This window comes from Maribacter orientalis, assembly GCF_900109345.1.
Taxonomy (GTDB): Bacteria; Bacteroidota; Bacteroidia; order Flavobacteriales; family Flavobacteriaceae; genus Maribacter; species Maribacter orientalis.
This window is the reverse complement of sequence record NZ_FNZN01000001.1, coordinates 340,039-365,021: the sequence shown is the minus strand read 5'-3', so window position 1 is coordinate 365,021 and position 24,983 is coordinate 340,039. Positions and strand designations below refer to the sequence as shown.

The 24,983-nt window shown below is 35.5% G+C and carries 27 protein-coding genes; 14 read left to right on the top strand and 13 right to left on the bottom strand.

Going from position 1 to position 24,983, the window contains the following annotated elements; all coding sequences use genetic code 11:
• Nucleotides 1-40 precede the first annotated feature (40 nt).
• A complete protein-coding gene (locus BMY56_RS01555) occupies nt 41-1,261 on the top strand; it encodes a PQQ-dependent sugar dehydrogenase (protein ID WP_091619058.1) in 1,221 nt (406 codons plus the stop codon).
• Between the two features lie 202 nt (nt 1,262-1,463).
• Here BMY56_RS01555 and BMY56_RS01550 read toward each other — a convergent pair whose 3' ends face one another.
• The 3 genes from BMY56_RS01550 to BMY56_RS01540 form a co-directional block, all read right to left on the bottom strand.
• Nucleotides 1,464-2,450, bottom strand: a complete 987-nt coding sequence (locus BMY56_RS01550) for an SDR family oxidoreductase (protein ID WP_091620030.1) — start codon at nt 2,448-2,450, stop codon at nt 1,464-1,466.
• A 47-nt stretch (nt 2,451-2,497) separates the two neighbouring features.
• Nucleotides 2,498-2,878, bottom strand: a complete 381-nt coding sequence (locus BMY56_RS01545; protein WP_091619056.1) for a glyoxalase superfamily protein — start codon at nt 2,876-2,878, stop codon at nt 2,498-2,500.
• Nucleotides 2,879-2,976: 98 nt separating this feature from the next.
• Complete coding sequence (locus BMY56_RS01540; protein WP_091619054.1) at nt 2,977-3,177, bottom strand: hypothetical protein; 201 nt, start codon at nt 3,175-3,177, stop codon at nt 2,977-2,979.
• Between the two features lie 164 nt (nt 3,178-3,341).
• Between BMY56_RS01540 and BMY56_RS01535 the strand changes: the two genes are divergently transcribed.
• Together BMY56_RS01535 and BMY56_RS01530 are read left to right on the top strand one after the other, a co-directional pair.
• Nucleotides 3,342-5,369, top strand: a complete 2,028-nt coding sequence (locus BMY56_RS01535) for a S9 family peptidase (RefSeq protein ID WP_091619052.1) — start codon at nt 3,342-3,344, stop codon at nt 5,367-5,369.
• A gap of 8 nt (nt 5,370-5,377) precedes the next feature.
• The gene (locus BMY56_RS01530) at nt 5,378-6,214 is read left to right on the top strand and encodes an endonuclease/exonuclease/phosphatase family protein (protein ID WP_245737112.1); all 837 of its coding nucleotides are present in this window, start codon (nt 5,378-5,380) and stop codon (nt 6,212-6,214) included.
• Nucleotides 6,215-6,302: 88 nt separating this feature from the next.
• On the opposite strand, the gene BMY56_RS01525 is transcribed toward BMY56_RS01530, so the two are convergent.
• Nucleotides 6,303-7,136, bottom strand: coding sequence for an alpha/beta fold hydrolase (locus BMY56_RS01525; RefSeq protein WP_091619050.1), 834 nt, complete (start codon nt 7,134-7,136; stop codon nt 6,303-6,305).
• 127 nt (nt 7,137-7,263) lie between these two features.
• Between BMY56_RS01525 and BMY56_RS01520 the strand changes: the two genes are divergently transcribed.
• Both BMY56_RS01520 and BMY56_RS01515 read left to right on the top strand, forming a co-directional pair.
• Complete coding sequence (locus BMY56_RS01520) at nt 7,264-7,872, top strand: FMN-binding negative transcriptional regulator (protein ID WP_091619048.1); 609 nt, start codon at nt 7,264-7,266, stop codon at nt 7,870-7,872.
• Nucleotides 7,873-8,249: 377 nt separating this feature from the next.
• Nucleotides 8,250-8,744, top strand: coding sequence for a CIA30 family protein (locus BMY56_RS01515; protein WP_091619046.1), 495 nt, complete (start codon nt 8,250-8,252; stop codon nt 8,742-8,744).
• A 50-nt stretch (nt 8,745-8,794) separates the two neighbouring features.
• On the opposite strand, the gene BMY56_RS01510 is transcribed toward BMY56_RS01515, so the two are convergent.
• A complete protein-coding gene (locus BMY56_RS01510; protein WP_091619044.1) occupies nt 8,795-9,847 on the bottom strand; it encodes an NAD(P)-dependent alcohol dehydrogenase in 1,053 nt (350 codons plus the stop codon).
• Nucleotides 9,848-10,082: 235 nt separating this feature from the next.
• On the opposite strand from BMY56_RS01510, the gene BMY56_RS01505 reads away from it, so the two are divergent.
• The 4 genes from BMY56_RS01505 to BMY56_RS01495 all read left to right on the top strand — a co-directional run bounded on the left by BMY56_RS01505 (nt 10,083) and on the right by BMY56_RS01495 (nt 12,131).
• Entirely contained in the window at nt 10,083-10,589 is a 507-nt protein-coding gene (locus BMY56_RS01505) for a DoxX family membrane protein (RefSeq protein WP_091619042.1), read from the top strand.
• Between the two features lie 37 nt (nt 10,590-10,626).
• Nucleotides 10,627-10,866 (top strand): hypothetical protein, encoded by a 240-nt coding sequence (locus BMY56_RS18780; protein WP_245737111.1) that lies wholly within the window; start codon nt 10,627-10,629, stop codon nt 10,864-10,866.
• 40 nt (nt 10,867-10,906) lie between these two features.
• The gene (locus BMY56_RS18775) at nt 10,907-11,113 is read left to right on the top strand and encodes a DUF2141 domain-containing protein (protein WP_245737129.1); all 207 of its coding nucleotides are present in this window, start codon (nt 10,907-10,909) and stop codon (nt 11,111-11,113) included.
• 82 nt (nt 11,114-11,195) lie between these two features.
• The gene (locus tag BMY56_RS01495; RefSeq protein WP_091619040.1) at nt 11,196-12,131 is read left to right on the top strand and encodes a LysR substrate-binding domain-containing protein; all 936 of its coding nucleotides are present in this window, start codon (nt 11,196-11,198) and stop codon (nt 12,129-12,131) included.
• A 480-nt stretch (nt 12,132-12,611) separates the two neighbouring features.
• Here BMY56_RS01495 and BMY56_RS01490 read toward each other — a convergent pair whose 3' ends face one another.
• Entirely contained in the window at nt 12,612-12,809 is a 198-nt protein-coding gene (locus BMY56_RS01490; RefSeq protein ID WP_091619038.1) for a hypothetical protein, read from the bottom strand.
• 139 nt (nt 12,810-12,948) lie between these two features.
• Between BMY56_RS01490 and BMY56_RS01485 the strand changes: the two genes are divergently transcribed.
• On the top strand, nt 12,949-14,217 hold the full coding sequence (locus tag BMY56_RS01485) for a D-alanyl-D-alanine carboxypeptidase/D-alanyl-D-alanine-endopeptidase (protein WP_091619036.1): 1,269 nt from the start codon (nt 12,949-12,951) through the stop codon (nt 14,215-14,217).
• Here the strand turns inward: BMY56_RS01485 and BMY56_RS01480 are convergent, their stop codons facing one another.
• Entirely contained in the window at nt 14,218-14,718 is a 501-nt protein-coding gene (locus tag BMY56_RS01480) for a peptide-methionine (S)-S-oxide reductase (protein ID WP_091619034.1), read from the bottom strand.
• Nucleotides 14,719-14,741: 23 nt separating this feature from the next.
• Entirely contained in the window at nt 14,742-15,323 is a 582-nt protein-coding gene (nudK, locus tag BMY56_RS01475) for a GDP-mannose pyrophosphatase NudK (RefSeq protein ID WP_091620024.1), read from the bottom strand.
• A 262-nt stretch (nt 15,324-15,585) separates the two neighbouring features.
• Between nudK and BMY56_RS01470 the strand changes: the two genes are divergently transcribed.
• Nucleotides 15,586-17,313: an amidohydrolase gene (locus BMY56_RS01470; RefSeq protein WP_091619032.1), complete on the top strand. Its 1,728-nt coding sequence runs from the start codon at nt 15,586-15,588 to the stop codon at nt 17,311-17,313.
• Between the two features lie 7 nt (nt 17,314-17,320).
• Here BMY56_RS01470 and BMY56_RS01465 read toward each other — a convergent pair whose 3' ends face one another.
• Together BMY56_RS01465 and BMY56_RS01460 are read right to left on the bottom strand one after the other, a co-directional pair.
• A complete protein-coding gene (locus BMY56_RS01465) occupies nt 17,321-17,917 on the bottom strand; it encodes a gluconate 2-dehydrogenase subunit 3 family protein (RefSeq protein ID WP_091619030.1) in 597 nt (198 codons plus the stop codon).
• Between the two features lie 3 nt (nt 17,918-17,920).
• Complete coding sequence (locus tag BMY56_RS01460; protein ID WP_091619028.1) at nt 17,921-19,621, bottom strand: GMC oxidoreductase; 1,701 nt, start codon at nt 19,619-19,621, stop codon at nt 17,921-17,923.
• A gap of 333 nt (nt 19,622-19,954) precedes the next feature.
• Here BMY56_RS01460 and BMY56_RS01455 point away from each other — a divergent pair, with 333 nt between their 5' ends.
• Nucleotides 19,955-21,526, top strand: coding sequence for a M81 family metallopeptidase (locus BMY56_RS01455; RefSeq protein WP_091619026.1), 1,572 nt, complete (start codon nt 19,955-19,957; stop codon nt 21,524-21,526).
• Here BMY56_RS01455 and BMY56_RS01450 read toward each other — a convergent pair whose 3' ends face one another.
• The 3 genes from BMY56_RS01450 to BMY56_RS01440 form a co-directional block, all read right to left on the bottom strand.
• The gene (locus BMY56_RS01450) at nt 21,527-22,180 is read right to left on the bottom strand and encodes a DUF2461 domain-containing protein (RefSeq protein ID WP_091619024.1); all 654 of its coding nucleotides are present in this window, start codon (nt 22,178-22,180) and stop codon (nt 21,527-21,529) included.
• Nucleotides 22,181-22,279: 99 nt separating this feature from the next.
• Nucleotides 22,280-23,077: a TIGR00266 family protein gene (locus tag BMY56_RS01445; protein WP_091619022.1), complete on the bottom strand. Its 798-nt coding sequence runs from the start codon at nt 23,075-23,077 to the stop codon at nt 22,280-22,282.
• A gap of 162 nt (nt 23,078-23,239) precedes the next feature.
• Nucleotides 23,240-23,695 (bottom strand): DUF4442 domain-containing protein, encoded by a 456-nt coding sequence (locus tag BMY56_RS01440; protein WP_091619020.1) that lies wholly within the window; start codon nt 23,693-23,695, stop codon nt 23,240-23,242.
• 194 nt (nt 23,696-23,889) lie between these two features.
• Here BMY56_RS01440 and BMY56_RS01435 point away from each other — a divergent pair, with 194 nt between their 5' ends.
• Both BMY56_RS01435 and BMY56_RS01430 read left to right on the top strand, forming a co-directional pair.
• Nucleotides 23,890-24,372, top strand: a complete 483-nt coding sequence (locus BMY56_RS01435) for a DUF4870 domain-containing protein (RefSeq protein WP_091619018.1) — start codon at nt 23,890-23,892, stop codon at nt 24,370-24,372.
• Nucleotides 24,372-24,824, top strand: a complete 453-nt coding sequence (locus tag BMY56_RS01430; RefSeq protein ID WP_091619016.1) for a nuclear transport factor 2 family protein — start codon at nt 24,372-24,374, stop codon at nt 24,822-24,824. Before BMY56_RS01435 ends, BMY56_RS01430 begins: the two co-directional genes overlap by 1 nt.
• Nucleotides 24,825-24,983 lie beyond the last annotated feature (159 nt).

The window sequence follows — 24,983 nt, the reverse complement described above, 5'->3', positions numbered from 1 at the left end:
TTAATTGATTTGTATAAGGTAACTACTTTAAAACACTGATATGAAAATCAAACTAATTTACGTAACACTTATACTTGGTTTTTTAAGCTGTAATCAGACCAAGAAAAAAACTTCAACACAAGAAAACGTCAAAACTTCTAATCCAAATTCAATTCGGTTTGAATTACTAACTGATGCATTGAATACTCCTATACAAATGAGTATTCCCGATGATAATACCCACCGCAAATTCTTAACAAATCGGAGCGGTCAAATAGTGATATTAGAAAATAAAACGATCTCACCCATTCCTTTCCTTCAATTAAACACAGCGCAAGATTCTCTTGGGCTGGAGGGACCAGAAGGGATAGGAACCATTAATGGAATGGCTTTTCATCCACAATTTAGTGGCAATCACAAATTTTATGTATGCTATAATGCGGCACCTTCTATTGCTAGCGATCCAGTAAAACTTGTTATTTCAGAGTTCCTGGTAGATAAGGAGAATCCAAACCTAGCAAATAAAGAAAGTGAAATTAGGGTTCTTGAAGTTAAAGGTGCCCAGGTTTCACATAATGGGGGCAAAATTACTTTCGGACCAGACGGCTATCTGTATATATCTATTGGAGATGATGCCATGGGCGATGAAAACTATGTACATCATGCACAAGACTTGAATCATTTCTATGGAAAAATATTACGTATCAATGTAAACACCATGCCTTATACCATACCATCTGATAATCCATTTATAGACATAACGAATGCTAAGCCCGAAATATGGGCATATGGTCTACGTAAAATGTGGCGGTATACCTTTGATCCAAAATCAAAACAATTATTTGGCGCCGATGTGGGCGAAGGGCAACAAGAGGAAATAGATATTGTTACAAAAGGTCCTAATCTTGGTTGGCCCTATATGGAAGGAGAAAGTATTTATTTGGAAGATAATAGTATTGATAAAAGTGGTTTTAAACCACCTATCAACACCTACTCCCATAAAGATGGTGTATGTATTATAGGTGGTGACTTCTATTATGGAAAGGAAAATCCCAATTTACAGAACAAACTTGTTTTTGGAGATTTTAGAGGGAGTATTTTTTCGCTATCCCAAGAAAGCAATGGAAAATGGACAAGGGAACTTTTGGAAATTCAAAACAAACCAAAAGATGTTTTTATGATTTGTGGGTTTGATACCGATGAAGATAATGAACTCTATGTGATGGGATTTTCGAATACAGATGCGGGACCTAAAGGTGCTGTTTATAAAATTATGCATTAGCTTGTACTTGTAAGTTGGTCAAGAACTAATTTTGAAATTATACCGTGCTGATAGTACAGAATTGTTTAAAATTAATTGTTGACCATTTTTCCTTACCATTACTTTTTACTAAGAAATAACAAGTTTCTATGTATTATTTTGAAGAAATTATCTATCAAGAAAATGGCTTATTGTTCCTATTAAAATCCTACAATATTTTAGATTAAGAAAGCGATTTATAAACCTTCAACACATTCTCAATCTTAGCCTCTGTCTCCTTATCAATATTTTGGTGTTCTGGGTTTTCCTGTAACCATTTAATCGTTCTTTTAATACCTTCAGAAAAAGGAATTGTTGCCTTAAATCCGGGTACAAAGGTTTTTATCTTGGTATTATCGAACAAGACACTTTCAGCCTTATCTGCCAATAGCGTTCCTGTAAACGATGGCTCAACGTTGCATATGAAGTCAGACGCTATATGAACAACTTTAGCTTCCTTGCCTAAGGCATCCGCCAAAATCTTATAAATCATATTCCAGCTCAGTACCTCATCTGATGTAATATGAAAAGCATGTCCAATAGCTGTTGTTAATCCTAATAAGCCAACAAAGCCTTTAGCAAAATCATCGGAGTGTGTCACCGTCCAAAGTGAAGTGCCATCACCATGAACAATAATTTCTTTCCCATCTAAAATTCGCTGCGCCGTATTGTATTTATTAAATCCACCAATGGCAATTGGTATTACTGTATCATACGTTAATGAAGGACGAACAATCGTAATTGGAAAACCTTCTTCACGATAGGCTTTTTGCAAACGGTCTTCACAGTGTATTTTTCCTTGAGAGTAATCCCATAAATTATTGCAAAGCGGTGTAGATTCGGTAATTACAGGATAACTCAAAGGCGTTTGATAACACGATGCAGAACTGATAAAAATATATTGTTTGGTCTTACCCTTAAACAGTTCAATATCTCGCTCAATATCATCAGGTGTAAAGGCTATCCAGTTAACAACTACATCCCAGTCGTGCTTTTTAAGCTCAGTCAATTCTTCGGGTTTGTTAATATCCCCAATAATAGAATGTGCTCCTGCAATATCAACTTTGGCCTTTCCCCTATTCAGTACATATAAATCCATTCCCTTTGCTACTGTCATTCTACTACTTGGTGTGCTAATGTTACCTGTTCCTCCTATAAATAATACTTTCATTTTCATTTTTTAAATTACTGATTATCAATCAATTAAATTTAATAATCTTAAACATCCCTATAGAATGTTAATCCGTTTTTAAAAGGGTCATAAAACGCAAATTCTTTGGTTCCCCAAGCGGTTTCACGCAGTAAGGTATGCGGATTAAAGATATCTTTTTCTCCATACTCCTGAAACAAAGCTTCTATATTTTGGGTAACAATACGCAACATGGGTCGGTCAATTTCTACCTCCCATTGCTTAGCATCATGCCATTGCAAATGTATTTCTACAGCATCTTTAATTACTCCCGCATACTTGGGGTTTTTAGCATCATCTGCAAAAGCAATCTTGAAACCTAATCGGTTTACATAAAAGTCCAACGCCTCCAAAACATCCCAAACCGGTAATACGGGATGTATTTGATGCAAATATCCTCTAACTTCCATACCTCAAAAATACGAAAGGCCATACATATTGATAGCCCATATAAAATAATTAAGGATTAGGTTAAAAGGCTATCGATACCGTTAAATTCATGATTAACCTATTTTTTACCTCCAACCAACGATACGGCTAACGCAATTATACCCAAAACTATAGTAATATAGGCATTGGTATTATTTTGTTCCTCCACTTTGACTATCCCAAGATCTAAGGACGCCTCGGGCATTATAAGCGTGTAAATTCCATAAATTAACAAAACTACACCCACAATAAGAAGAATTGATTTTACCTGCTTGTTCATGATTATTTGATTTATTGTTGACCGTTAAGGTAACTAAAATAGTATTTCAAAAACAGTAGCCCTTACCAATAAACAAATTTGAGTTATTCACTATTATTAAGCCTATAGTTCACCACATTACAATTCATTTATGTACTTTCATATTATAACCAAAAAAGCAAACAATGAAGATAAAACTACTCTTACCTATTCTCCTTTTTGTTTCAATCCCTCTTTTCTCACAGAACAAAAGCACCTTAGAACTTACCGATATTTTTAACATGGAGTTTGTATCTGACCCTCAGATATCACCAGATGGAAGTAAAATTATTTATGTTCGGAATTTTAAGGACATTATGACCGACAAAAATTTATCGAACCTTTGGATAGTAAATTATGATGGTTCAGAAAACAGACCTTTGACCACTGGCAACCAAAACGACTATTACCCACGCTGGTCTCATAATGGTGAGAAAATCATTTTTAAATCGAATAAAGAAGATGAAAAGATGAAGTTGTATCTCATGTGGATGGATACTAAGGAAATTGCTCCGTTGACCAATACCCCAAAAGCACCTGGTTCAGTAAGTTGGTCTAATGATGACCGTTATTTAGCTTTCACCATGTTCGTGCCCGAAGTAGAGGAGTCGATTGTTAAGTTACCGGCCAAACCAGAAGGTGCAAAATGGAATACTCCCCCTACTTACATTGACAAATTGAATTATAGAGGTGACGGACAAGGATATATAAAAGGCGGTCACGACCAAATTTTCACTTTATCTATTGATGGCGGTACACCAAAACAACTGACCACAACAACATTTGACCACGGTGCACCTGCTTGGTCTAAAAATGACCAAACATTGTACTTTTCCGCTAATTTTAATCCGGATGAGGCTTTTGAACCAGCAAATAGTGAGGTATATGCCTTAAATATTTCAACAGCTGAAGTTTCTCCTTTAACTACTAGATATGGTCCTGATGGTTCGCCAGTGGTTTCTCCAGACGGTAAAATGATTGCTTATACGGGCTATGACGACAAATTACAGGGTTATCAGATTACGGAATTATATGTAATGAATTCCGACGGTAGCAACTCAAAATTACTTTCCGGAAGTTTCGATAGGGACATTGCCAATGCCCAGTGGGCTAATGATGGTAAAGGTCTTTACTTTCAATATGATACAGAAGGTGCTACTAAAATTGGACATATCACCTTAGACGGAAAAGTAACTACCCTTGTTGAAGGTCTTGGCGGATTATCGTTAGGAAGGCCATACAATGCTGGAGATTTTACAGTTTCAAAAAATTCAAGATTTGCATATACGTTAGGGAACACGCAACACCCTTCTGATTTAGGTGTTGCCGATAAGAAAGTTTCTAAACGTTTGACCTTTGTAAATGATGATCTTTTCTCTTTTAGAGATTTAGGTAAAACTGAAGAAATTTGGTGGAAGTCTTCTTATGACCAAAAAGACATTCAGGGTTGGGTGGTTACGCCGCCAAACTTTGACCCAACTAAAAAGTATCCGTTCATTCTAGAAATTCACGGTGGGCCATTTACAAGTTACGGTTCTGTGTACAGTGCTGAAATACAAGCATACGCAGCGGCAGGTTATGTAGTATTATACGCTAACCCAAGAGGTAGTACAAGCTACGGAGCAGAGTTTGGAAACTTAATTCACCATGACTATCCCAATCACGATTATGATGATTTAATGAGTGGTGTTGATACCGTACTAGAAAAAGGATATGTAGATACCGATAATCTTTTTGTGACCGGTGGTAGTGGTGGCGGAGTGCTTACGGCATGGATTGTTGGTAAGACAGATAGATTTAAAGCTGCCGTAGTTGCCAAACCCGTTATTAACTGGACAAGCTTTGTACTCTATGCCGATGGTGCCGCATTCTTCTCTAAATATTGGTTCGGCAAAAAACCGTGGGAGGATCCAGAAAACTACTTTAGACGTTCACCATTAATGTATGTAGCAAATGTGACTACTCCTACCATGTTACTAACGGGAGAAGAAGATTATAGGACACCAATTGCAGAATCTGAACAATTCTATACCGCCCTAAAGTTAGAAGGTGTGGAAACGGCTATGGTGCGTATACCAGGAGCAGGACACGGCATTGCTAATAGACCTAGTAATTTAGTTGCTAAAATTGCAAGTGTTTTGGCATGGTTCGATAAGTATAAGACTAAAAAATAAACAAGATTATGAGATTTTTAAAACTAATAGGTATTGTATTAGTAATCCTTATGGCCAACAAAGGTTTTAGTCAAGACATATCGGTAATGACCTATAATATTAAATGGGACAATACCAATGATACCGTTAACAATTGGAACGATAGAAAAGAAGCTATGGTTGATTTACTAAAGCATTACCAACCCAATATTATCGGTATGCAAGAAGTGGTGAACGGGCAACTGAATTATTTAGTTACGAATTTGCCAAATTTTTCTTCTATTGGCGTGGGTCGCGAAGATGGAAAAGAAAAAGGTGAGTACTCCCCTATTCTTTATGACACCAAGCTATTAAAGGTAGTAAAGAGTTCAACATTTTGGCTGTCGGATACTCCCGATAAAATTTCTGTTGGTTGGGATGCGGCCTTGGAACGTATCTGTACCTATGCCTTATTTGAAGACCTGAAAACAAAAAAACAATTTTGGGTTTTCAATACTCATTTTGACCACATAGGGGTTATGGCCCGTGAAAAATCTGCCGAGCTAATTGTCTCTAAAATGAAGGATATAAATGTGGATAACCTGCCTGTGGTTTTAATGGGCGATTTAAATTTGACTCCGGACGAAACTCCAATTCTATATTTGAAAGATGCCTTAACGGATGGTCAGTCTATTACCGTAAAAAAATTTTACGGCCCAACTGGGACCTTTAATGGTTTTGACCAAGACCGGGTATTAACAAACCGAATCGACTATATTTTCGTAGACAGTTTTAAAGTTCTAGAGTATATGCATATTGATGATAGAATGGAAAACAACAAACATATTTCTGACCATTTGCCGGTATTGACTACGATTTCATTTTAAAAATAGGTATTATAGAAGTCCTTAGCATAAATAAATATCCCGATGCATTTACGCAATCGGGATATTCTGTTTGTTTGAATGAAACAAATTACTTCTTCAAAAAAGAAATCAAAATTTTATTCAATTCATCTGGGTGGGTTACATTAAGTCCGTGCGGAGCGCCCTTAATGACTTCATAAGTGCTGTACTTTATACCTTCTGCGGCTTGTTTCGCTGAAGTTTCAATGGGCACTGTAGCATCTGCATCACCATGAACTATTAAAGTAGGTACAGTAACATTTTTTAACTCCGATCTAAAATCGGTATGCATCCATGCCAATGCTGTTTGTATCGTTGCTCTTGGCGATGCAAATGAAGCGATTGTAAAATCATAATCAAGTTGCGCTTCACTTACCCTTTCACCTTTATTTTTATCATAATTGTAAAAACCTTTACTGAATTCTTTTAAGAAACCAACTCTGTCTTTTTGTAGCGCATCAATAATTCCGTTTAAAGCATCCTCTGGTACTCCATCGGGATTATCCGATTTTTGTTTTACTAGTGGAATAATAGAACTAATTAGTGCCGCTTTTGCAATTCTGCTAGAACCATAATTGGTTAAATAGCGAACAACTTCACCACCACCCATAGAAAATCCGACGATAATTGTGTCTTTCAAATCTAACTCTTCAATAATGGCATTTAAATCACCGGCCAATGCGGAGTAATCATACTCTCCCCAAGGTGAAGAAGATGTACCAAAACCTCTACGGTCATAGGAAATACAGCGAAAACCTTCTTCCACAATTTTCCAAACTTGTTGTTCCCAAGATTTACGGCTCAATGGCCAACCGTGAATCAATATCACTGGTTGTCCAGATCCATAATCCTCATAAAATATATCTACGTGTTCCTTTGCTGACTTATTTGTTATAAATGGCATATTTTATCTTTTAAAAGTTACTTACAAGATATTAATCATTAGGTAGTTAAGTTAGCCCAATGCGTTAAATAATTGGTTCATAACCGAATGTTTAAAACCATTATATTTACCAACAAAACGAAATTATATGTTTATACCAGAGCACTATAAAAACAACGACATACATGAAATTCATAGTTTCTTAAAAAAAAATAGTTTTGGTATTTTAATCAATACGATTAAGGGAAAACCTTGGGGTACCCATATACCATTAGAACTTGGAAAAAATAAAGAAGGTAAAGATGTATTGGTTGGCCATATTGCCAAAGCAAATCCACAAAGCGAACATCTTATTGACGAAGATGAAGTACTTTGTATCTTTAATGGTCCACACAGTTATATTTCCTCTTCATGGTATCAGAAAGAGGAAGTCCCAACATGGAACTATGTTGCCGTTCATGTTTATGGAACGGTTAAAATTCAAAAAGCAGACGAATTACTCTCCTATTTACATGAATTGGTAGATAAGTATGAGCAAAATTCAGAACATCCTATTTCAATAAATGATATGTCTAAAAAGACCATGAGACAGGTTACAGGTATAATTGGTTTTGAAATTATGATTAACGATATACAAGCCGTTAACAAACTGTCACAAGGTAGAAGCCATGACCATCCAAAAATAATTTCAGAATTAGAAAAGCAGGGTTCAGCTGAAAAAGCGATTGCCGAAGAGATGAAAAAACTTAAAAAATAGGCTAAGGTCATAATTCTAGTAAAAAAATTAATCGACGAACTACATTTTAGTTTCATAATTAAATTTCAAAAAACAACTCAACCACTTCTAATTCAATTGAATACATAATAAATTAAGGCTTTCGACAAACGGTAAAACCTACCCAAGTTTACAACGTAAATAAGGTAACTTTTAAATTCGAAAAAGATGATTTATATACTTTTCTGTTTTTACATGACCTTTGTTAGCGTTCTATTAGCGATTTCTTATCTAGCAAATAAAGATTTACAACAAGAATTGAAGTCGATCAAGTCAAAATAATATCGTTTAAGATGTCTTTTGGTGAAATCAATCATTTAATTTTATGTATTAAATTTTAAGACATTCTTTAAATCACTATGGCTGAAGCTAAAAGCATTTATAACTTTTCTAAATCTTCTAAGATTGAAGAATGGCAAATTGTCAACGATGAAGTTATGGGTGGAATGTCAATGGGTCTAATCCAAATAAACTCAGAAGGAAATGGAGTTTTTAATGGCCATGTTTCACTAGATAATAATGGAGGATTTTGCTTAGTAAGGCACGATTTAGAGCCTATTAAAGTGGAAGACTATTCATCTTTTGAAATTCGAATGAAAGGGGATGGTAAAAAGTATCAATTCCGATGCAAATCAAGTGATCATCAAAGACATTCGTATATATACTCGTTTAGTTCTGGAAAAGATTGGAAAATAATTACAATTCCATTCCATAAAATGGAACCTTATTTTAGAGGAGATTCTCTTAAAATGCCAAACTATCAAGGCGATTTTCTTTCGCAAGTTGCCATTTTAATAGGAAACAATAAAGAGGAAGATTTTAAACTTGAAATTGACTATATTAATCTAAAATAAAAAAGGAGCCCTTTAAAGGGCTCCTTTTTTATTTTTTTTAAAAGTAGTTTTTAACTGTCTTTCAAAGATTTCATATCAATTACAAATCTGTATTTCACATCAGATTTTTGTAGCCTATTATACGCTTCATTAATATTTTGAATATCTATCATTTCAATATCTGATACTACATTATGCTTACCACAAAAATCTAACATTTCTTGAGTTTCTTTAATACCACCAATTAATGAACCTGCAATACTCTTTCTTCCCATAATTAAACTTCCACCATGTAATGGATCTAAAGGTTCAACTGCACCTACTATCACCATTGTTGAATCCCTTTTCAACAATGCCGCATAAGGATTCATATCATGACCAACCGGTATCGTATTCAATAAAAAGTCGAAAGAATTAGCATGCTTTTTCATCTGCTCTTGATCCTTCGATATTAAAACTTCGTCTGCACCTAGTTTTTTAGCATCTTCACTTTTAGAAGGCGAAGTGGTAATCATTACTGTATGCGCACCCATTGCGTGGGCAAATTTTACTCCCATATGTCCTAAGCCACCTAAGCCTATAACACCTACTTTATCACCTTTTTTCACTCCCCAATGTGCTAGTGGAGAATATGTGGTAATTCCTGCACATAATAACGGAGCTGCAGCCTTTGCATCTAAATTCTCAGGAACTTTTAATACAAATTCTTTATTTACTGTAACGCTTTCAGAATATCCACCGAAAGTATGTCCGCCAGAATGCTTGTCCTCACTATTATAGGTAAACGTTGCTCCTTTTTCACAAAACTGCTCTAAATCATCTTTACAAGCACTACACGTTTGACAAGAATCGACTAAACAGCCAACACCTACTAAATCTCCTACTTTAAATTTCGAAACACCCTTGCCTACCTCTAATACCTTTCCTATAATTTCATGACCAGGTACTACCGGATAAACAGAATTTTTCCAATCGTTTCGTACTTGATGCAAATCACTATGGCACACGCCACAATAAAGTATATCTATTTTAACGTCATCTTCTAAAGTTGCTCTACGTTCTATTTCGTATGGTTTTAAATCAGCATCCTTTGAATCTGCTGCATATGCTTTAATTTTTTTCATAAATTTTTCTTTTGTTACCAATATTAAAATTACAACAAAGAATAGCCTTGTTCTACAATTTTACTGCTTTAACCCAACTTTAACGAAGTCGTATAGTATGAAGTTCATAGAGCAAAAAATAAACTCGAATGAGTAAATTATTAATATAAAAATTATTTCCTGTTTGAGAATTATGATAAAACTGACATTTATCATCTTCTTATTCTGTTAAAAAGATTAAGTATTAATAATACCAATGAACCAACTACTTCCAACTTTTAAAAAACTAATTGTTCCATTTAGGGTAGATGAGTTAATACCCAATATTTTAATTTTAATACCTAGGATTCTCACAGGCTATCTGCTTTCTTTTGTATTTGCTGTTAATAAATTTGGCATCCCTTGGACACCAAAATTGATGGGACTTGAATTATTTGAAGTCTCAGATTGGTTTGTTAAATTGGTAGAACAGTTCGGAACACCATTTTCTCTAATGCCAGAATTGTTTGCGTGGTCGGCCGGTTTTACTGAGGCTTTAGGTGGCATTCTCTTGATTTTAGGATTAAACACCAGAATTACCGCATTCTTTATTACAACTACTATGTTTGTTACTATTGCTTTTAGACCCTGGGATGCAACATGGAGTATTATTCCCACATTCATTTTCTTTTGTCTTGGTCTATTTTTTATGGGATTTGGCTCTGGTAAATTTGGCCTAGATTATGTTTTAACTAAAAGAAATCTATACCGATTGCATTTTTAAAAGTTGTTAGCTACAATTCAGTCTCACATTACGCCAATTGAGTAACATCATTTTTATATTAGTTTTAATAATCAGCATTTTTGAAGTAATCTATAAAACTTTAAAAAAGAAAAAATCACTATTTGTAATCAGTGTATTAGCATCGATTCTTACTGCAAAAGCCCAAGAAAATGATGGCATTACTTTAACTGTAATTATAGAAAATATTCTCAATAATGATGGCCATATCTTAAGTGCTTTACACAACGAAGAATCATTTTTAAAAGTGATGGACTAATCATGAACCGAGAAAAAGCTGAAAAGGAAAATTAACTCTAATATTCAAAAATGTTCAACCTGGGGAATATGCCGTTTCAGTCTTACATGATGCAAATGAGAACCAACGAATGGATTTTGAAGCGAACGGTATGTCAATTGAAAATTATGCGATGAGCAATAATCCTATGCTAATGGGCCCACCAAAGTTCGACGATGTAAAGTTCACTGTAGGTACTGATGATATTGAATCTATCTTAAGATTTTAGTAGCGAACTTTACTTCACAGCAGGCCCTCATAATAGGTTATGATAATCGTTTTTAGTAATTTTATAGCTACAAACTATACGAATGACTATTACACAATTACAATACGTGCTCGCGGTTGCAGAATACAAGAATTTCACCCTTGCGGCTGAAAAAAGTTTTGTAACACAACCTACCTTAAGTATGCAGGTTCAAAAGCTTGAAGATGAACTTGATATACTGTTATTTGACCGTAGTAAAAAACCTATTACTATTACAGAAGTTGGAAAAAAAATAGTTGCGCAAGCTAAAAATATAGTCAATGAAGCGGCCAGAATCAAGGACATTGTAGAACAAGAAAAAGGATACATAGGCGGTGATTATGTGTTAGGTATAATACCAACGATTATGCCAACACTTTTGCCAATGTTTCTTAAAACCTTTATACAGAAGTATCCGAAAGTAAACCTTATCATAAAAGAACAGAATACAGAAAATCTAATTCAGAATATACAAGACGGTCATTTAGATGCAGCCATTGCTGCAACACCATTAGAAGTAGATTTCATTAAAGAAAGACCACTGTATTATGAACCATTTGTTGGATACGTACCTAAGGAACATCGTTTAGGAAATAGTACTCAAATTACGCCTGAAGATTTAAATATTGAAGATATTCTACTTTTACAAGACGGACACTGTTTTAGAGAAGGTGTTTTGAATTTATGCAAGACTCCTAAATTAGGTGGTGAACATTTTAGTTTGCAAAGTGGAAGTTTTGAGACTCTTATCAATCTATCCAATGAAGGATTAGGCATGACCCTTCTACCCTATTTGAATACAATTGAACTTGATGATATCAAGAAAAAGAACTTAAAGTATTTTAAAGATCCGTCACCAGCTAGAGAAGTAAGTCTAATCTATCATAAAAAAGAATTAAAGGTTCAGATAACCGAAGCGCTCAAAGATGTGATTACAAGTGTAGTACGTGGCGCAATAGCTTTTCAAGATGTGAAAATTATAAGTCCGTTGAATAAATAAATTTTATTGCTTCTTGAAACGATACAAGCAGCCCTCAATACATATAGAAAGATAAGACGGCGACAGTGTTAGTTCTTTACGCTCTTCGTTGAAATCAGTGCTGTAACCTAAGGTATCTTGAAATACAAAGAAAGTTCACTTTCCTTTATTTGATAATCACCTCTTTGCTTTATCTCTTTATTGAAATTGGTTTTACTTTACCTACCGTCATTATTAAAAATATATCGAAATTCTTTTTTGGCATCTTGCCATTCTGAGGCTCCACCAGAACTTAAATAAGTTTCTTTCGATAACCATTCACCTAAGATTCAGTATCGTCGATTGATTTTTTCCTTGTTTATATCGTTACTCTCACAACCGAGTAAGAATACTAGAAATATGGAAAGAGAAAATTTGATGGCCATCTTGTTATTTATATTAAGATGCCAAAATCACCTAATGGATGCTCAATAAAAAGAGCCACTAATTAGTGGCTCTTTTTTATACTTTTAAATAGATTAAACTTTGCTGTAATTCTGGTTTGTCTGTTATAAAATTCTCTAACCAAACTTTTAATTCTTCTACCTCATCGGGTAGTAATGTCAAGAGGGCTTTTTTTAACTCCTTGCAAAATAGAAGGGTATCAAAACTCACTTTTTTAAGAACTGTTTTACTATACTCAAGCATTGAATTTGCCATGAACTATATTGATTAAGTGGTTGTTCAATAAAGGTAAACAGAAATGTAGATTGAATATTGCATACAAAAAGTTAAAGTAATACCATCGGTGTTAAAGTTTTGGATCATGCAAAGACGATAGTTTTGTACTTTAGAAGTTATGAAAAAAATAACATCAATACTTGCCATTTTCATAGTACTCTCTGCCTGTAGCTCAAAGAAATCCATAATTAAAAAGCAGCTGAATAGCAATCTCTCTTCATCTTTTTATAAAAATCAATTTACAGGAGTTTTGGTAATCGATGCCAAAACGAAAGACACCATCTACGATCAAGACAGCCATAAGTACTTTATACCTGCGAGTAACACTAAAATCTTCACCCTTTTTGCTGCCTTAAAGACTTTGCCGAAAAAAGCACCGACATTACGATATATAAATATTAATGACACCCTTTATTTTGAAGGAACTGGAGATCCCTCTTTTTTACATCCATATTTAAAAGATTCTACGGCATTCCATTTTCTAATAAACAAAAGCAACCTTGTATTTGTTTCCGGGAACTTTCAAGATGAAAAATATGGTGCAGGTTGGGCTTGGGACGATTATCAATGGTATTATTCTCCTGAACGAAATGCACTTCCTATAAACGGTAATGTGGTATTGTCGTATAAGAATACTGAACTGGTGGTATCTCCTCCTTATTTTAAAGACAGTGTTATAGAAATTTTGCATAAGGACAATAGGAATGAATTTTCAAATATTTTCTATTACCCACCCCAATCTACAGACACCTTAGAAACTCCTTTTATTACAAGTCTACAAACCACAACTTCTATTCTAGAGCAAGCATTGGGCAAAAAAGTTTCAACAACTTTTACCATGCCTTTAGGAAATAAAGAGACCTTATATGGTATTGAAATGGATACGCTCTATAAACGAATGATGCATGAGAGCGATAATTTTATTGCTGAACAACTATTGTTCATGGCCGCTTCTGAATTAAAAGACACATTGAACAGTAATTTAATTAGAACTCATATTTTAGAAAATGAGTTGCAAGATTTAGCGCAACTACCTAGGTGGGTCGATGGGTCTGGACTATCTCGTTACAATCTTTTTACACCACAGAACATGGTGAATGTATTAGATAAACTCTATGCAATGGTTCCACAAAAACGACTATTTTCTATTTTTCCTGCGGGTGGTTTATCCGGTACCTTGAAAAAAAGATTTGCCGGAGATGAACAGGCATACATCTATGCTAAGTCTGGCAGTTTAAGTAATAATTATTGTTTAAGTGGGTACCTGCTGACCAAATCTGGTAAAACACTGATTTTTAGTTTTATGAATAACCATTTTAGGGAATCGTTATCAGATGAAAGATTACGCCTTGAACAAATGCTACAAACTTTACGAGACAACTATTAGCTAAGACACTATTGTAGAAACGTGTTTTGCATATTTCTCTTTAAGCAGTTTAATCTTAGGTGAAATATGAGTCTTACAAAAGGGTTTTTCCGTATCGTTGAAATAATAATTAATAAACTTCTCTTCAGATGATTTAAACCGACCAAAGGGAAGAATAGCGGTGATTATAGGAGTGCTCAACTCTTTTTGAAATTCAGTCATGATTGATTTTAAGAAATCTTCATCTTGTTTCTTAAAATAATATGCTGCAGAACGATATTTATGCCGCATAGAATGGTTTTGACTACTTTGATGCGTGTCTAAATGAATGGCCACCAAATCTTTTAATTCAATTACCTCAGCGTTGTAATGAACAATAACAGCTTCTGAAAAGTTATCGGTATCACCTTGTGGTGCTATGAAACCCTGCTCTACTTTCGCAACACCTTTAAGAGCCATAAAAACAGCTTCAGTACACCAGTGGCACCCGCCGCCAAATCCTATTTTTCGCAAATTTTGCATACCATTCTGTCGGATGAATCAACTTAAACTAACGCATTCAATTTTGCATATTGTAGTAACATAATAGTTTTTGAATCATTAATCTCACCCGTAGAAATCATATCCATTGCCTTTTCGAAATTTAATTCTAATACTTCAATGTTTTCCGTTTCATCTTCAGCACCACCACCTTCGCTCACTTTCATGCTTTCATCATATTCACCAACAAATAAATAGAGAATCTCTGTTACAGAGCCAGGTGACATATACGTTTGCATCACTTTTTTAACGTTGCTGATTTTATATCCTGTTTCTTCTTCGGTTTCTTTACGTACACAATCTGCAGGATTATCACCGTCTAGTAGTCCGGCACAAACCTCTATCATCATTCCATCATCATTACCATTCACATAGGTGGGCATTCTGAATTGCTTTGTTAGCACAACAGTGCCTTTATTAGCATTGTACAAAAGAATGGCAGCACCATTACCACGGTCATACGCCTCTCGTTGTTGGGTTTCCCAGGTGCCATCTGGTTTTTGGTATTCAAAGGTGTATTTATTAAGCGTATACCAGTTATCCGATAGAATTTCTCTTTCTATATTTCGTACTTTATTATTTGGCATAGGTAATTTCATTTATTTTAAAATACTGTATTAATTTTAATTGAAAATGCTTCCTAAATCTTAAACAACAATTACTAACCGATCTCAATACTATGGCAATGTAATGAATGTCGTTCTAAGATGCATTTTTATATATACCAAGATATAAGCTACCAGAATTATCCGTCATATTATGTAAGTATCGTTCATAAATACTTGCATAATAAGAACCTAATTATCAATTCAACTTTTTAATCGTATCTTAAATTTTAAAACCAAACCAATGAAATTATCAAATTCAATTTTTTGGAGCTCCATAATAAGTTTCCTCTTCTTTACTTCATGTTCTGGTCCGAAAAAAGAAGCGGCAACTTTACTAATACATGGAGGTCCCATTTACACCGTTGATTCGGTTCAAACATTAGTTGAAGCTGTAGTTACGAAAGATAGTATTATTCTTTTTGCGGGTAATCTTGAAGAAGCGGAAAAATACAAAAACGAACAAACCCAAGTCATTGATCTAAATGGAAAAACCATGACCCCTGGTTTAATAGAAGGGCATGGCCACTTTATGGGATTGGGTAATGCTGAACTAGAAATTGATTTACTCAGTACAACAAGCTACCAAGAAATTGTAGATATCGTCGCGGAAGCAGTAAAAAAGGCAGAGCCTGGTGAATGGATTATTGGAGGAGGCTGGCACCAAAGTAAATGGGATTCAATACCAGCAGATGCTGTAAATGGATTTCAAACACATGACCTGTTAAGTGCAGTAACTCCAGATAACCCTGTATACCTATTTCACGCTAGTGGTCATGCGGGTTTTGCAAATGCCAAGGCAATGGAAATTGCCGGTTTACAAGTCTTATCAAAAGAAGGTATCGATAAATTTGAAATTGAAGGCGGTGAGGTTATGCGAGATAAAACAGGAAGACCTACAGGCATTTTTAATGAGCGCGCACAACAACTAATCTACCAACATATTCCCGAGGACACTCCAGAAAAAAAAGCTAAAGCTTTTGATTTGGCTATAAAGGCCTGCCATAAAAATGGTATAACAAGCTTTCATGATGCTGGTATTGGAAGGGGAACTATAACAGATTTTGAAAACGCTAAGAAAGCGAATAAAATGAACGTAAGAATATACGCAATGCTTTCTGGCGATGATAAAGACCTATTGAATGAATGGTATGAAAAAGGACCTTTTATAGACCCTAGCCATCGCTTGACCATACGGTCAGTAAAATTATTTTGTGATGGTGCCTTAGGATCTCGAGGTGCTTGGTTGCTTGAACCTTATACCGACCGACCTGGACACTACGGACATGAAACCCTACCCATGGAAATGGTCCTAGAAACTGCATTAAATGGTTTAAGAAAAGGTTTTCAAATTTGTTCCCATGCCATTGGAGATCGCGCCAATAAAGAAATTTTAGACCGTTATGAAGCGGCCTTCGAAGAGTTGCCAAATTTGAAGACCAATCACCGATTTCGAATTGAGCATGCCCAACATTTACATCCTGATGATATTCCTCGTTTTGCACAACTTGGTGTAATACCGGCAATGCAAGCTATTCACTTATCTTCTGATAGGTCATGGGCTATTGACAGGTTGGGGGAAAAACGAATTAAAGAGGGCGCCTATATGTGGCAAGACCTTTTAAAAAGTGGCATACCTATTGTCAATGGTACCGATGTACCTGTAGAGCCTCTAAATCCGATTGCTAGTTTATATGCCAGTATCAGTCGTAAAACACTAAAGGGTACTCCTGAAGGTGGTTATGAACCTGAACAAAAAATGACCAGAGAACAGGCCTTAAGATCCTATACGCTCGATGCTGCCTATGGTGCTTTTGAAGAAAACATTAAAGGTTCAATAACTGCTGGTAAACTAGCGGACTTTACTATCTATAATCAAGATATAATGACCATACCCGAAGATCAGTTCTTAAAAACGGAAATAGCTATGACCATTTTTAATGGCGATGTTGTTTATAAGAAAAGTGAATAACTTAGGTTTATCCCAAACTCCACTTATTTCCAACTTCTGACAAAGGTTTACAAGGCTCGTATTTGCCTGGTATTGGGTCGTAGCTAAGTACATTTTCACCTATTTCCTCTGCAGTGAAATAGGCCCAAATAGCCATAGATTTCATTGACCGGTAAAAACCGATGGTTTCTTGAGGACCTACCCCCGTACCCCAAACTCCCGAACCGAACTTGCCCGAATTCTTTTCGGCCTCATTCAATATAGTAGTTTTATCGGCTTCGTTCAAATCATAGAAAACATCTCCATATTTTGATTTACAATTTTCATTAAAAGCTGCTATTTCAGCTCTCATGTTTTCTTGCCCTGATTTATCGTAAGTTTTAGCGATTACCTTATCTATGAAGATATCAGATTTAACATCCAACCCGCCGGGTGTATCTGTTCTTGGTAAAATCATATCTATTAAAGATGCAATTGTTTTGGCTTCTACCTCAGTAAAAAATAAAGGTTCCCAATCTAATCTATTTTCCGATTTACAAGATTCAAATAACGAAAGCATGGAAGGCATCAAAATTGTTGCTCCTGCAAAAAGTCCTGTTTTTCGTAACGCTTTTCTTCTGTCCATTGCTTAGATATTTAATTTTTTTAATTCAGATACCGCATAGTCTGCTGCTCTTGCAGTTAATGCCATATAGGTCAATGAAGGATTCACACAAGATGAAGATGTCATACAGGCTCCATCGGTAACGAATACATTCTTAGCAGCATGAACCTGATTAAATTCATTTAAAACAGACGTCTTTGGGTCACGACCCATTCGTGCCGTACCCATTTCATGAACACCATATCCTGGTGGATGCTCATTATCAAAGCCCAAAACATCTTTAATACCAGCCTTCGTTAGCATTTCAACAGCATCTTCCTGTATTTGTTTGTTCAATGCTTTCTCATTGGCTTTAAACTCTGCATCAATGGTTAATGTTGGCTGTCCCCATTTATCCAATACATCCGAGTTCAACGAAATTTTATTATCGTGGTAAGGTAAACATTCCGCAAATCCTGTTATGAACATTTCCCAGCCGCCAGGTTTTAAAATACTGTCCTTATACTCAGCTCCAAAGGCTTCTATATTAGCAGGATTACCACCTCTGTAAGCACCACCTTGATAACCGAAACCACGAACGAATTTATCTGATTTACTTTTCTCATCGATATTTACATATCTAGGAATATAAATGCCATTAGGCCTCCTTCCTTTATAATACTTATCCTCAAAGCCCTCCACTTTACCTATGGCTCCTACTCTATACGTGTGGTCCATAAGGTTATGTCCTAATTCACCACTATCATTTCCTAATCCGTTTTCAAAACGGTTCGACTTCGAATTCATTAAAATTTGAGTGGTACTTAATGTAGATGCGTTCACAAAAATAATTTTGGCCGAATATTCTATATCCTCGTTTGTTTCTGAGTCTATAATTCGAACTCCTGTAGCTTTACCTTTTGCTTCGTCATAAATTAACGATTGAACAATTGAATAAGGCCGTATCGTCAAATTACCCGTAGCATTCGCTGGCGGCAAGGTTACTGCATTGCTACTAAAATAAGCGCCATAAGGGCAACCTCTACTACATCTATTTCTATTTTGGCACTGGCCCCTACCATTATGTGGTTGGGTTAAGTGTGCAACCCTACCAATAATCATATTTCTACCTGCAAACTGCTCTTCAATTCTACCTTTTACATGTTTCTCAACACAATTCAATTCCATTGGTGGTAAAAAATGACTATCCGGTAATTGTGGTAATCCTAATGCTTCACCACTTATACCTGCAAATTTCTCTACATACGTATACCAAGGCTCAATATCTTTATATCGTATAGGCCAATCTACCCCATGACCATCTTCCGCATTTGCTTTAAAATCAATATCGCTCCATCGATACGTTTGCTTACCCCATAAAAGTGATTTCCCTCCCATTTGGTGACCGCGCAACCATAAAAATGGCTTCTCTTCTGTATACGGATTTGCGGCATCATCTGCCCAAAAATGTTCGGTATCCGTACCTATCCACCCAGAACGAATTGCTTTATAATGTTTTTCTTTTTGGTCTGGAGTCAAACCTCCTCTGAGTTCCATATCCCATGGGTCTAAATTCATGGTAGGATAATCCACTACGTGCTCCACAATTGGTCCACGTTCTAGCACCAAGACTTTTAATCCCTTTTCACATAATTCTTTTGCTGCCCACCCGCCACTAATTCCGGATCCGATTACTATGGCATCATAGGTCAGTTCCTTCTTAGCATCAATATTAAAATTTGCCATTATAAATGTTGCGTTGATTTTCAAATCCTAATTTAGCTATTTATATGCATAAGTCAACTATTGGGATATACCCGAACGTATTTCAATAATTATTTCAAATAATTAAAAAGCTCAAAACATAATTGTAAGTACCACACATGTTACTTTAGATTAAAGTTTTATGGGTAGATAAAGCTTTGTGATTTTTCCGAAAACCTTTTCGTTAAAAGCCTAAATTAAACCTCATTATTAGGCAACATTGATAGCTTTAAACAAGTTATCGGGCAAAAACTTTTGTTTTATAAAATGCTTTTTCTCTATCTTTTCAACACGAACAGTTAATTACCAACCAATTTGAAAAACCTATACATTTACGCCGTAATTATTTTTGTTTTCATTTCCTCTTGTAAGGAAGACAAAGCTTCAAATGAGAAAAAACAATTACCAAGAATTGCCATTGCGGGCTTAGGAATTGAAAGTAGTACTTTCTCTCCCGCTCTTTCTACGGAAGAAGCCTTTCATGCAAAAATTGGAGATTCGGTATTTAACCGATATCCATTTCTTCAAGTTGATTCTTTGCAAAGACAACGAGCCGATTGGGTACCTACATTGGTTGGAAAATCACTTCCCGGAGGAACAGTGACTAGAGAAGCTTATGAATCATTGGTCACTAAAACCTTAAAGCTTCTTGAGGAGAATGGCCCGTATGACGGACTTTTTTTTGATATTCATGGAGCTATGAGTGTTGTTGGTCTCGATGATCCGGAAGGTGATTTGATAGAACGCATACGTGCCGTTATTGGTAATCATGTGCTTATCTCTACCTCTATGGATTTGCATGGAAATGTTTCGGAACGATTGGCTAAACATACCGATTTAATAACCTGTTACCGAATGGCACCTCATGAAGATGCAATCGAATCTAAAAAAAGAGCGGTTACCAATCTTATAGATAGACTTGAAAATGGTAAAGAAAAACCTGCTTATAAAGCTTACGTACCAGTGCCTATACTATTACCTGGAGAAAAAACAAGTACACGAATAGAACCAGGTAAAAGTTTGTATGCGAAAATACCGGACATCACTAAGCAAGATGGAGTTATCGATGCTGCAATTTGGATTGGCTATGCATGGGCAGATGAGCCAAGAAACCACGCTGTGGTAATGGTTACTGGTGATAACAAAGAGCAAGTTGAACAAGGAGCAGAAAAATTAGCGCAAAACTTTTGGGACGTTCGAAAGCAATTTGAATTTGTTGCCCCTACAACAACGTTAGATGAGAGTTTAAAATTAGCATTGGCCAGTGATAAAAAACCTTATATGATAAGCGATATGGGCGACAACCCTACCGCTGGTGGAGCAGGTGATGTCACATGGACGTTACAAGAATTGCTCGCTAGACCTGAATTTAAATCTGAAAAAGGAACCTCTCTAATTTATGCCTCTATACCTGGACCAGAATTTGTAGAAAAAGCATTGGAGATTGGAATTGGCGGAAAAATAAAAGCGGAAGCAGGTGCTGGCGTTGATAATCGATTCGCAGGACCTTTGATGCTAGACGGAACCATTACCGCTATTAAAGAAGGTGATGTTAATGCCGGAGTTGAAGTTGTTGTAAAAGTTGGAAGTATACACGTAATTGTTACCAAAAAAAGAAAACCATATCACCATTTGAGCGATTTCACCAACTTAGGATTGAACCCTAAAGAAACGGATATCGTCGTAGTGAAAATAGGCTATTTGGTACCTGAATTATATGATATGCGTGGTGATTGGATAATGGCATTGACACCTGGCGGGGTTGACCAAGATTTGAATCGATTGGGCTATAAACGTATTCAAAGACCGATGTTTCCTCTAGATTCGGATATGGAAAACCCTGATTTATCTGTACGATGGATTTCGGCTTCAGATGCTAAAGAATAATTAAACGGTAATCGCCTTGTTTAAATAACGCCTAAAAGGCAGCATTTCTTTGTACACTTCAATTAATCTTTCATCGAAATTATCTTCGAAAGTTAGTTTTGTAGAAAAGGTTGTTTCTACGCCAAAAGTTTTATTGCGAAGCAGTTCTATGTATCTGTGGTCATTAGAAAATCCTTTTGGGGATTTGGATAATTTCGCATCGTCATATAGTGCGCCAAACAAATGCTTGAAGGATTTTTTATTTAGAATTTTCTGAAGCTCCTCACCATCATAATCAATGGCCTCACGAACGCTTCGCAACACTTTGGGTTCTGGTCGCCAGAGCCCACCTGCGAAAATGCATCTATCAATTCCTAACTCAAAATAGAAGTCTGCTGTTTGCGGTTTTTTGTCAAATCCAGCTCCAAAATGGTCTTTATAAACAGGTTTATTCGGATGAAACATGAGGTTATTATTGATACGGTTAATTCCCTTTTTACCAGGCGTGTCATAATATTCATCATCTATAGCAGATAGTCTTATATTCACACTATTTAACCAGCCAATATATTCATCACGGACTTCTTTATACCATTTCCGGTTTGCATCCATCCATTCCTTATTGTTATTTTTCTGGAGTTCTTTAAGGAATTCAATTTGGTTTTTGAAACTCATACTTTTCAGTTTCAAACTCAAGTATCAAACTCAAATACAAAATGTTTATTTTTTTTAATTTGAGCTTGTGCCTTGAACTTGAGTTTAAATTTTTATTTATTAAAATCGATTATCACCACCAACAATATCACCAAGAGTACCTAGAATACTGCCTTCTCCTTTGTCCTTCCCTCCTCTTGGTATCGAGGCTAACACACGACCAGCCAAACGACTAAAAGGTAATGACTGAATATATACGGTACCAGGACCTCGTAAGGTTGCAAAGAATAATCCTTCACCACCGAACACGGTATTTCTGATTCCACCTACAAATTCAATATCATAGTCGACATCTTTTGTGAACCCAACAATACAGCCTGTATCAACTTTTAGAACTTCACCAGCACCTAATGTCTTTTTAGCCAATGTACCTCCGGCATGTATAAAGGTCATACCATCACCTTCTAATTTTTGCATAATAAAACCTTCTCCACCAAAAAGTCCGCGGCCCAATTTTTTTGAAAACTCTATACCAACTGAAACTCCTTTTGCTGCACATAAGAAAGCATCTTTTTGGCAAATAAATCGTCCGCCCATTTCAGATAAGTCTATAGGAAGAATTTTACCGGGATATGGAGATGCAAAACTCACTTTTTTCTTACCATGGCCAATATTTAAAAATGCGGTCATAAAAAGACTTTCACCAGTTAACATACGTTTACCTGCGGAAAATATTTTACCCAATACGCTATTATCTTGATTACTGCCATCACCAAAAATGGTATTCATTTTTACATCGGTTTCCATCATCATAAAGCTGCCAGCTTCAGCAACAACTGCTTCTTGAGGGTCAAGCTCTATTTCTACATATTGCATTTCTTCGCCAAATATCTCGTAGTCTATTTCGTGTGCGTTCATATTTATTAAGTTTTTGATTGATGCTTATTAGTTGTACGAAGAAGTACTTTTGTTACATCTAATCAGTAATTTTCTGAAACAATATTTAATTTGAAAGCACATCAGAAGCATTTTATGAATAATTCAATTGCCATAATTTTCTTACTGAATAACATACCTAAACTACTTCTTCAATCGAACCGTCCATTCAAAGTGAAAGGTACTTACCACTACTCCATTTTCATTTACTCCAACAGATTTCATCCGGATGGTTTGCCCTTCACCTGTATCAATGGATTTATCTAAAGCTTCTTTTATTAAATACCCATCTTCACATGTAAACGTTATTTTACCGGTAGCTTTCTTTGAAAAATTCGCTTTGTTATTGGCCACCAACATCGATATTTTCTTTCCTGTTGCTTCTATTTGGTCAATTATCATAGCACCTGTTGACAATTCTGCCGCCATACCTTGTACCGCCCAAAACATCGAATTAAACGGGTTCTGATTGATCCATCTATGTCGTACGGTGACAATTGCCATGTTTTTATTTACTGTTTTTAAACGCACTCCGCACCACCATGCTGCTGGTAGTTTAAAAAATGAGAACATATTGAATTTACTAGCGGTTACGGCCATATTAACTTTAATTTTCGCTAAAAATAGCCATTATTTATAGTATACTAAAATGTTAAAATATTGTTAAATATTAGTACTATGTGTTACATAGTACCTTTTTTTAGCCATATATTTGCATAGGAAGTTAATAGGTTATCAACGTAATTAGCTTTTACATAGTAATAAAATCAATCATCATCAACATCGAACCAATCATGACAGAATCAGTAACAAAACACGAACGAAACCTCTCAGCACTCATACATGCGAGTACGTTTTCAAAATTCTTTATTCCATTCGGGAATTTCATCATACCTCTTGTCTTATGGACAGCGAACAAAAAAGAATATGAATTTGTAGATCACAATGGCAAACAGGCCTTAAATTTTCAAATTAGCCTTCTACTCTATTCCATCCTTGTAGGTATGATTAGCATACCTTTTTTCTTAGGCGGGTTAATTCCGAATATTTTCGACTTTGATCACTTTGGTTTTTCAAACCTTCAGAGTTTCAATTTTGTTGACTTTCATTTTAATAGTGATGATTTTTTTGGTCCTTGGATGATACCCGTTGCATTACTTGGCCTTGCCCAATCAGCATTGTTCATTGTTAATATTGTCTACACCATTTTAGCTACTATTAAAACAAATGAAGGCGAACATTTCGAATATCCATTAACTATTAAATTCATTAAATAATGAGCCTATTTAAAATAGTAATAATTATAACTCTTGTATTGGTATCAAACATACTTAAGGGTCAAGATGCAGAAAACAAAGCACTATACGATACCATTATGGATTTAGATAAAACTTATTTCACAGCGTATAATGATTGTGATATGAAAACACAAAGCGAATTCTACGATGATGATATTGAGTTTTATCATGATATGGGTGGTTTGGCAACCGACAAAGCCGAACTTTTAAAAAGTATAGAGAAAAATATCTGTGGTAAAGTAACGCGAACCTTAATTGAAGAGAGCGTAGAGGTTCATCCCATTAAAGATTTTGGTGCCGTACAAATTGGAATGCACAAATTTTATAATAATCAAGAACCAAATGCCATATCAAAGCCAACAAAATTTATTGTTATCTGGAAAAATACCGACACTAAATGGCTTATGAGCAGGGTAATAAGTTTACATTAAAAGTAGGGTATTCATCACACCCGTAAGAGTTTATTAATCAATCAAAAATCAATCAGGATGTTTATTCATCAAACAAAAAACGAACAGTTAACCTATGCAGACAACAGACACCATGGAGCAAACCCCTCCACAAAGGGGACTGCATAAAAAGCAAAAAGA